Source organism: Occallatibacter sp. (genome assembly GCF_049802275.1).
Lineage (GTDB): Bacteria > Acidobacteriota > Terriglobia > Terriglobales > Acidobacteriaceae > Telmatobacter.
The window spans coordinates 1-6009 of the sequence record NZ_JBARMD010000365.1; the positions used below are offsets into that span (position 1 = coordinate 1).

6 protein-coding genes are annotated in these 6009 nt (G+C 58.6%); 5 read left to right on the plus strand and 1 reads right to left on the minus strand.

The annotated features are described in order from the left end of the window. Positions 1 to 111: 111 nt before the first annotated feature. From WA354_RS12710 to WA354_RS12725, 4 genes are read left to right on the plus strand one after another with little or no spacing between them, the layout of a single operon-like run. A complete protein-coding gene (locus WA354_RS12710) occupies positions 112 to 1770 on the plus strand; it encodes an Ig-like domain-containing domain (protein WP_472813383.1) in 1659 nt (552 codons plus the stop codon). 29 nt (positions 1771 to 1799) lie between these two features. Continuing rightward, positions 1800 to 2462, plus strand: coding sequence for a hypothetical protein (locus WA354_RS12715; RefSeq protein ID WP_472813384.1), 663 nt, complete (start codon positions 1800 to 1802; stop codon positions 2460 to 2462). Between the two features lie 15 nt (positions 2463 to 2477). Further along, positions 2478 to 3380 (plus strand): hypothetical protein, encoded by a 903-nt coding sequence (locus WA354_RS12720; RefSeq protein WP_472813385.1) that lies wholly within the window; start codon positions 2478 to 2480, stop codon positions 3378 to 3380. An 8-nt stretch (positions 3381 to 3388) separates the two neighbouring features. Then, positions 3389 to 4327, plus strand: a complete 939-nt coding sequence (locus WA354_RS12725) for a glycosyltransferase (RefSeq protein ID WP_472813386.1) — start codon at positions 3389 to 3391, stop codon at positions 4325 to 4327. Between the two features lie 173 nt (positions 4328 to 4500). On the opposite strand, the gene WA354_RS12730 is transcribed toward WA354_RS12725, so the two are convergent. Then, complete coding sequence (locus WA354_RS12730) at positions 4501 to 4899, minus strand: DUF1360 domain-containing protein (RefSeq protein ID WP_472813387.1); 399 nt, start codon at positions 4897 to 4899, stop codon at positions 4501 to 4503. Positions 4900 to 5497: 598 nt separating this feature from the next. On the opposite strand from WA354_RS12730, the gene WA354_RS12735 reads away from it, so the two are divergent. After that, on the plus strand, positions 5498 to 5827 hold the full coding sequence (locus tag WA354_RS12735; RefSeq protein ID WP_472813388.1) for a hypothetical protein: 330 nt from the start codon (positions 5498 to 5500) through the stop codon (positions 5825 to 5827). Positions 5828 to 6009 lie beyond the last annotated feature (182 nt).

The following is a 6009-nucleotide window of genomic DNA, read 5'->3' on the forward strand; positions in this document are numbered from 1 at the left end:
CAGGAACGCCGCACGCCGCGCTCGGGCTGCCGCTGGGATCGGGCGTCCTGGCTCCTGGAGCGGATCCTTGTTCTCTGAAATGACCACCGAGATTCGAAAGGAATAACCATCATGGCGACCGCAACCACGAATGACTGCACACAACTGGACAGCACCCTCCTGGAGCGCGTCAACTACTTCCCGCGTCAGCTCCTCACGGCCGACGATATGACTGCTGATCAGCAGTACTTCATTAATAAGTTGCGCCGCCACAATCGCTATCTGCATGGATGGGGAGTCGTTTGCGGCCTTGCCGTGACCGTCTCCCCCACTACTGCAAGCCCATGGCAGGTCGTCATCTCACCCGGATACGCTCTCGGTCCCTACGGCGATGAAATCTATGTCCCCGATCCCTTCAATCTCGATCTTGCCCAGTGCGGTCCCGGCGCTGCTACCGACCCGTGCGCTCCAGGCAGCCTGATGCTTACCGGCATCGCCAAAACAGGTTCAACCCTCTACATCGCCATTCGCTACGAGGAATGCCTTTCCCGTCCCGTGCGGGTCCTGGCCGGGGGATGCGGCTGCAACGATCCCTCGTGCGAGCCTTCGCGCATCAGCGACAGCTACGAGATCTCCTGCCTCTCTGATTTGCCTCCCTCTTCCCAGCAGAATCCCGGGCCCGCCATGTGCGATATCCTCTCCGGACGAGTCCTCGCTCAGTGTCCGCCCTGTCCCTCCGATCCCTGGATCGTCCTGGCGCAGGTACAGTTGCCCGGCACTGCGGGCGCTGCTCTGGCGCAAGGCAATATCGACAACATCACCGTTCGTCGCATGCTCTTCAGCACAGCCACGATTCAACAGCAGGTACAGCTCTGCTGCTGCGCGGGAAATGACCTCGCCCCCGTGCGCGTCACCAGCATCAATCCCGCCGATGGCACGGTCTTCACCAACGGTTCGCAAGTGCCCGGTGCCATCTTGATCACCTTCAGCAAACACCTTGTTCCCTCAACCGCGAACACCAACACCATCCTGGTATTGCTCACGCAACCCGGTGTTCCCTCCAAAGCAGTCCAGGGACTGGTCACCTACGACGACGGCACACAAAGCGCAACCTTCACCCCTGCGCAACCCTTCACGATCCCGGGAACCTACCAGGTGACTGTCGTTGGCAGCGGCCCCAGTTTCATCACCGATTCTGACAACCTCGCCCTCGATGGCAATGCGGATGGCACCGCCGGCGGAAATTTCCTCAGCCAGTTCACGGTGCAGGGTGTTGCCACCACTCCAACCCCCACGCCTACTCCATCCCAGACTCCCACTCCGACCGTGACCCCCACTCCGTCACCCGATCCCATCAAGGTGCTCCTCAGGCCCAGCGGCGCGCCGGTAATTCAACGAAGCGCAAAGGCCGGAGCAACCGGCGAGCTTACCCTCATCATCAATGGCGGCGCTGCCGGCCAGAAGGTGATTGCCGACATCACTGTCATTCTCAGTGCCAACATCGGCTCCACATCCGCTGCCGATACCGCCGTATTGGCGAGTTCGGAGGGCAATGTCAACGCCACCAAAGCCGTAAACTCCTATACCTTCACCGGGGTCGTCATCGTCCTGCCGGGATCGACCGGGTCCTTCACCATCAAGGTCGGGAAGATGAAGATCAACGCTACGTCCGCAACCGGCGGAAGTGCGATTCCCGTTATGGCCAACGTTTCGATCGCCACCACTGCCGGTGATCCCTTGCTCACTCCAGCCCCTGCAACGGTTCAGGTCGCAACCATCGCTCAGGGATAAGTCAACGGTGTACGAAGGAGCCCTCGATTATGAGCAGTTCTGAAAATTGTCCTTCGCCACCCGTCGGTCACCAGGCGAGGCCAAATTGGCAGGCCGGCAGTCGTCTGACTGCCGAGGCCTGCACACTGGAACAAAACTACAGGATCCAGAAACTCCGCCGCCACAATCGCGACCTCCACGGCTGGGGCGTTCTCTGCGGACTGTGGGTCGTTCCCGCAGCCGATGGCTCCAATCCCTGGGAAATACAGGTTTGCCCGGGATACGCCATTGGGCCCTACGGTGATGAGATCGAGGTCATCCAGGCCGCCCGGATCAACGTCGAAGACTATTTGTGGTTCAGGCCGCACGTATTCGCAACCATTGCTGTAATCCCCGCTCCGGCGTATGTCGCTATCCGATATCAGAGCTGGACCGACGATCTCACGCTGGTGCCCAATGCTCCTTGTAAGTGCGATAACCCAAACTACGTCGATGCCCGTATCGCGGATGGATTTCAGGCCGGCATCGTTTGGACTCCCGCCACAGACTTCAGCCGCCCGAAAAGTCTTGAGAGCCTGTGTGGGCCCGGCAGCATGCCCTGCCCTCCGTGCCCTCCATCGCCTTGGGTCCTGCTTGCATCAATCAATCTCCCCCCGCGCGGCGCGCCCATTACCGCGGCCATGATCGACAACAGCTTTCGCAACAGCTTGTAAGGGAATGGTAGAGCCATGGACAAACCTTTCGGCAGTAATCAGGACGCTCCCACGGCGCTTGCGGCACCAGAACGCAATCAGTACTTCTACGGAAAACTGCTCGACGCCCCCCATCTGCAACTGGAGCAGGAATACTTCAACAGCAAACGCTGGCTGCTGAACCTCCTGATCTCCGGCAAAGGTGTCGTTGCCGGCCTCGCCGTGGTTCCCACAGCCGATGGAAGCCAGGTGCTGATTCAGCCAGGCGTTGCTCTCGATGGCTGGGGCCGCGAGATCCTCGTATCCGCCCTGACCGCACCCATCTCTCCCTGGGCTCTCACCGATGATGCGGGAAACCCCGCCGGAACTCTGGCCGGCGCCGCGAACGTTACCATCTCCATTTGCTATCGCGAGTGCGGCATCGATCCGGTGCCGGTCATGGTGGCTGCCTGCAAACCCGATGCGGATTGCGCCCCCGGCTCGACGCGGGAACAGTTCGCCATCATCGTCAAGTCTGGAACCGTGCTGCCCGATCCGGTCGTCTGCAATTTTCCCGGCGTCTTCACACCGCCCTTTCCGGATCTTCACGCCGCTCTCGCCAATCGCGTCAGTCAGCCTTATGCGGATCCGGCAGGTTCCGGCTGCATCATCCTCGCGCAAATCAGCCTCCCCGCCAGCGGGCCCATCACTCCCGCAATGATCGACAACGCCGTCCGGCCCGTCATCGTAAGCAACAGCCTCCTGCTCGAATTGATCTTCTGCCTCGCGCAGCAACTTTCCTCAACTCCCACACCAACACCTGCTCCCACTCCAACCCCAGCCCCAACCCCATCACCAACGCCCACACCAACCCCAACATCGACGCCAACGCCCACACCGTCTCCAATGCCAACACCGACACCCACGCCGACACCAACTCCAACGCCAACCAATGCCTGAACCACATCATGCCAACCTCCATCATCATCACGGCGCGAGATGAAGATCCCGGAATGTTGAAGGCCACGCTCGAAGGCCTGCGAGCCACGACGCCCGGTCTTCCCATCGAGGTCATTGTTGTTGACGATGGCAGCACCTTGCCGATCGAATCGCGCGCCATCGGCGATGCTCGCTTGATCCGCCATCCCACGCCGAGAGGCGTCTGCGAATCGCGAAGGATCGGAGCGCAACTCGCAGCCGGAGATGTCCTGGTCTGGCTCGATGCCCACATGTCCTTCGGGAAAAACTGGCTCGCACAACTGCTTGTACAGACACACACCGACAGCCTCGTGTGTTCGCCTTTCTGGTCCTACGATCTCAAGGATTGTTTGTGCTGGGGAGCCGACTTCACCTGGAATGGAGAACGCAACCTCGCTTCGGGAAAATCTCCGGGCTTCGGCGTGCATCATCGCGTGGAACCTCCGCAAGCAGCGGCGGTAGAGGTTCCCATGGTGATCGGCGCATGTTACGCAATGCACCGGGAGGCCTACTCGAGATTGGGCGGATTCTGTCCTCACTTCAAAGTCTGGGGAATAGACGAGCAGGACATGTCTGCCCGCGCCTGGATGGCAAGGTTAAGCGTTGTCTGCGCCACTCACGTGCAGGTCGGCCACTTCTCGCGAAAAGCCTTCCCTTATCCGGTGAATTTCGAGCACCTGGAATTCAATCAGCTTGTCATGATTCGTAGTCTGTTCGATAGTCATACGGCGAAACAACTTGAAGCTCCATTCCAGCCGATGCTCCCTGTGGTTGAGTCATGGCTCTCAGACCTCGACCTGATCCCCTGGCGCAAGTCCGTGCAGCGCCGGCGAAAGATCTCCGATCGAGAGTTCTTCGCCCGTTTTGTGCCTCCACTCGAAAAAGCTGCACCCATCAAATCGCGCGCCGGAAGAGGCCAATCTGCATGAGACTCACAGCATCACGACGGTCCACGGTACGATCCGGCTCGGCTCCCGTGAAAACATACATCCTTCCAGTGCGCTGTCCCTTCAGGCGAATCGCTGTCACACCCGTGTAGTGGAGCTTCACCGTCGGACCCGAAGCCACGTCCCGTAGGGCGGGGCTCTTGGGCTGCACTCGCTTAACCTGTGCGGCCGGAACTGCCGTCGCCACTGGGGTCACTGCCGCCGCTGTCTGTCTGTTCTGTCCGCAACAAGACATCTTCTTCTCCTCGATCTTCTGGAAGCCGTTCTACGAATACCGGTTCATGTCGCACCCGGTCCAGCAGACAAGCCGCACCCGAAAGTCCCAACCACAGCAAGAGCCCCTCTTTTACGCTGGTCGCAATCGCAACAGCAACCGCCGCGGCAACCCATAAGCTCAAGCAGTAGAAGCAATCCATGAGCTTCCCGAGGACACCGGATCCCGCTGTCTTTCGTAGGCTCGCAATTACGTCCCACGGCCCATCCTCATATGCAATAAGATGCGTAACCCGCCATGTGGCAAGCGCGCCAAGAACAACTCTCAACCATTCGTTCATGGAAGCTCAGTACGTAAGAACTGATGATTAAATGTCGAAGGTGCTCGATCACGGTATAACGTGAACCGCCCAATGGTTTGTTTCACGAGAACTGCACAGAATCAGGCTAAACGTACCCTCAGCTCCGTGGGCGACAGGAGTGATTTTATCCCAATTGCAGGCCCATCGACTCAGATCCCTGAATAGTTGCGACACGAGGCCACCTCGTAAGCGACGCTGGTGTGTACAAAGACTTTTTTGGTCCCAAAGCAATCTACCTTGGTGAAGACGTATCCCCAGGCCGCACTCCGCCCTTCAGCGTTCAGGTCAACGTCCTCCCGGCGGGCTCCGCCTGCGTGGAAGTGAAAGGAACGCGACTGACAGAATTGGAAATTCAGGACCTGCAAAATAGGTTAATGGGGTATCGCCTTAAGAATCTCAGTACGGTATACCTCTCCGACTTCAATGCTAGTGCACTCACGTCAGACACTGGTGCAGTCGCGAGCGCCCTGGGCGCCTGCATTGTCGACTCGCCAGGGCTGCAGTCGGAGACCTCATCTCTCTGCTCACGCCAGTTGAGAGCCAGCGTCACATAGACTTCTCCATCGGCATCGAAGCAGTGACACTTGAGGCTACCCTCAATCTATGCCATCAGGACAAGGCGCAAGTTCTCGTCGGCGAAATTGCGACGGAGGTCAATCGCCTACAAAAGGACCATGGTGAGTGCGTCACCTACAGCGCTGAGAAGGTCGGCCATCTCCTCAAGAAACTCGGCCTGTACACGCGCCGGCTCGGTGATGCCGGCAGGGGCCTGGTGATGGACTTGGCGACGAGGACAAGGATCCACAAAGTTGCCGCAGTGTATAGCTGTGTAGGTTTAGTGGTGGAAGAGAATAACCTGCACTGCCAGTTGTGCATTGAGCACAAACGACTTATGCAGGTTAAGTAGGTTATGCAAGATTCTTCGGCCGGAACACCGCGAGTCCGGCCGAATCAAGGGTAAATCATGAATAATGTGTGACTTCAGCCTTATGGGGCACGAACTTCAGGCTTATGGGGTACAACTTCAATCTTATGCGTCAACCCAAACCCCCCCCAGTAAAGGTATGAATCAGTTGCTAACTGCAACCT

What these genes read in the sequence shown, in the direction of transcription:
- WA354_RS12710 (WP_472813383.1), top strand. Translation starts at nt 112, where the DNA reads ATGGCGACCGCAACCACGAATGACTGCACACAACTGGACAGCACCCTC.
- WA354_RS12725 (WP_472813386.1), top strand. Translation starts at nt 3,389, where the DNA reads ATGCCAACCTCCATCATCATCACGGCGCGAGATGAAGATCCCGGAATG.
- WA354_RS12730 (WP_472813387.1), bottom strand. Translation starts at nt 4,899, where the DNA reads ATGAACGAATGGTTGAGAGTTGTTCTTGGCGCGCTTGCCACATGGCGG.
- WA354_RS12715 (WP_472813384.1), top strand. Translation starts at nt 1,800, where the DNA reads ATGAGCAGTTCTGAAAATTGTCCTTCGCCACCCGTCGGTCACCAGGCG.
- WA354_RS12720 (WP_472813385.1), top strand. Translation starts at nt 2,478, where the DNA reads ATGGACAAACCTTTCGGCAGTAATCAGGACGCTCCCACGGCGCTTGCG.